The organism is Rubritalea profundi (assembly GCF_002954445.1).
In the GTDB taxonomy this organism is placed as follows: Bacteria; Verrucomicrobiota; Verrucomicrobiia; order Verrucomicrobiales; family Akkermansiaceae; genus Rubritalea; species Rubritalea profundi.
Genome location: NZ_MQWA01000002.1, coordinates 1 through 3,284, shown reverse-complemented (window position 1 = coordinate 3,284; position 3,284 = coordinate 1). Strand labels below are relative to the sequence as shown.

The 3,284-nt window shown below is 48.1% G+C and carries 1 rRNA gene; it reads right to left on the bottom strand.

Annotated features, from left to right (window positions below):
• Nucleotides 1-176: 176 nt before the first annotated feature.
• A 23S ribosomal RNA gene (locus BSZ32_RS18130) occupies nucleotides 177-2,980 on the bottom strand.
• Nucleotides 2,981-3,284: the final 304 nt, after the last annotated feature.

Genomic DNA, 3,284 nt, shown 5'->3' with positions numbered 1-3,284 from the left:
GCTCTCTGACAACTGTATAGAGTCTTTCTTAATAGTTTTTTAACTGCCTTCTATCTTTCGATAGGTAATATTTTCTTTGATCACAACTTCTTGCGATTCGTCATACTCTTGATCCTCATCCCCAATTCATTTTTACATAGTCTGGTTCTGAAGTATTAAGCAAATTTAAAGCTTAAGGAATCAAGCCGAACGGATGATTAGTATTGGTGAGCTGAATACGTTGCCGCACTTACACCCCCAACCTATCAACGTGGTGGTCTTCCACGATCCTTCAGGGAAAATTAATCTCGGGAGAAGCTTGGCGCTTAGATGCTTTCAGCGCTTATCTCGACCGCATTTAGCTACCCTGCGATGCTCTTGACAGAACAACAGGAACACCAGAGATGCGTCAAACTCGGTCCTCTCGTACTAGAGTTTGAACCCCACAATTTTCCTACGCCCACAGAGGATAGAGGACCGAACTGTCTCGCGACGTTCTGAACCCAGCTCGCGTGCCGCTTTAACCGGCGAACAGCCGGACCCTTGGGACCTTCTCCAGCCCCAGGATGCGACGAGCCGACATCGAGGTGCCAAACCGCGCCGTCGATATGAACTCTTGGGCGCGATCAGCCTGTTATCCCTAGGGTACCTTTTATCCGTTGAGCGATGGCAATTCCACTTTCTACCACCGGATCACTAAGGCCTACTTTCGTATCTGCTCGACTTGTAGGTCTCACAGTTAGGCTGGCTTATGCCTTTGCACTCAACACATGGTTACCAACCATGCTGAGCCAACCTTCGCGCTCCTCCGTTACTCTTTAGGAGGATACCGCCCCAGTAAAACTGACCGGCTGCCAGGGTCCCCCAGCCCGATTCAGGGCGTGAGGTTAGAACATTCAAAATCAAAGGGTGGTATCTCACTGATGACTCAGATAACCCCTAAAGATTATCTTCAACGTCTCCCACTTATGCTGAGCATTAAGATTGAATGAACACTAACAGCTTACAGTTAAGGTCCATAGGGTCTTTCCGTCCTTCTGCGGGTAGCCGGCATCTTCACCGGCGTTACAATTTCACTGAGCACCCAGTCGAGACAGCGCCCAACTCGTTGCACGATTCGTGCAGGTCGGAACTTACCCGACAAGGAATTTCGCTACCTTAGGACCGTTATAGTTACGGCCGACATTCACCAGGACTTGGGCTCGGAGCTTCGCGTCAAGCGCTAACACCTTACCGTAATCTTTTGGCATTGGTCACGTGTCACATCGTATACGTCGACTTTCGTCTTAGCACAATGCTGTGTTTTTGCTAAACAGTCGGTTGGGCCATTTCACTGCGGCCCCCAATTATTGCTAACAGGGGCACTCCTTATCCCGAAGTTACGGAGCCATTTTGCCGAGTTCCTTGACTGGGTTTCACTCTTGCGCCTTGGTATACTCTACCCACCCACCTGTGTCGGTTTGCGGTACGGGGTGCGTTTAATCGGTTCGACTTTTCTTGGCACAACGTCCAGTGATGCGGATCGGCCGTAGCCTCACCTCGGAATTCAATAACCTAGTCACTTTCTATCATGCGTCCTCTTACCTTTGCACGTGCAGGAATATTAACCTGCTTTCCATCGCCTACGCCCTTCGGCCTCGGCTTAGGTCCCGACTAACCCTGGGATGACTAGCATTGCCCAGGAAACCTCGGGTTTACGGCGGAACGGGATCTCACCGTCCTTATCGTTACTCATGTCTGCATACTCTCTTGTAAGCGCTCCAGGTTCAGTCGCCATTCCCCTTCTCTGCCCTTACAATGCTCCTCTACCACGCCACCGACCCGCAGGTCAGCGACATCCAGAGCTTCGGTATTATACTTATCGCCAATCATTTTCGGCGCAGGATCTCTCGATGAGTAAGCTATTACGCACTTTTTAAATGGTGGCTGCTTCTAAGCCAACATCCTCACTGTCTATGAAATCCCACCTCCTTTCCACTTAGTATAATTTTGGCACCTTAGCTGCTGATCTGGGCTGTTTCCCTTTCGACAATGAAGCTTATCCCCCACTGTCTCACTGCTGCGCTCTATTGAATGGTATTCGGAGTTTGATAGGGGTTGGTAGGCGGGTATGCCCCCTAGCCCTTTCAGTGCTCTACCCCCACTCATCAACACGCAACGCTGCACCTAAATGCATTTCGAGGAGAACCAGCTATCACGGGGTTTGATTAGCCTTTCACTCCGACCCACAGCTCATCCGAGAATTTTTCAACATTCACCGGTTCGGTCCTCCACTTAGTATCACCTAAGCTTCAACCTGGCCATGGGTAGGTCACCTCCGTTTCGGGTCTAGCACATGCAACTCATTGACGCCCTATTAGGACTTGGTTTCCCTACGCCTACGATCCAGAAGATCTTAAGCTTGCCACATATACTAACTCGCAGACTCATTAAGCAAAAGGCACGCAGTCACTCCGAAGAGCTCCTACACCTTGTAGGCACATGGTTTCAGGTTCTATTTCACTCCCCTCACAGGGGTTCTTTTCACCTTTCCCTCACGGTACTGGTTCACTATCGGTCGCTAACGAGTATTTAGCCTTGGAGGGTGGTCCCCCCATCTTCACACACCGTTTCACGTGTGGTGTGCTACTTTCACCTGTCCAGATCTGATTTCGATTACGGGAATGTCACCCTCTGTGTTCAAGCTTTCCAACTTGTTCATCTATCGTCACTGATCCACTATTGGTTAGGCTCTTCCGCGTTCGCTCGCCACTACTTACGGAATCTCATTTTGATTTCTTTTCCTCTGCTTACTAAGATGTTTCAATTCAGCAGGTATCGCGTATCCTTCCTTATTTTATTCAGGAAGGAACAATGTCATATTAATAACATTAGGTTACCCCATTCGGAAATTCCCGGGTCAATGGTTACTTGCACCTGACCGAGACTTATCGCAGCTTATCACGTCCTTCATCGCCTGTTAGCACCAAGGCATCCACTATGTGCCCTTTCTAGCTTGATTTCCTTATTAAAGTACTCCTTTCGGAGCACGCTTTAAATCAAGTCGACAACGTCCATTATGAAGTATTGCTTACCTACTTCGGACTTGTTGTCTAAATTTGCCATATTCTGTTCTGTAGTTATCCGAAGACAACCACAGGAGTTATATTTTTATTAGAGTATCCCAACTCGCAAAAAGCTATTTAGTGATTAAATTGTATTTTGCAGTTAGGAAAAACTATTTTCTGTTCTAAGACCGAAGTCCTAGAAAAGTTAGTTTCTCTATACAGATGTCAAAGAACGCTGTAGTCAGCGATGCTTTTCCA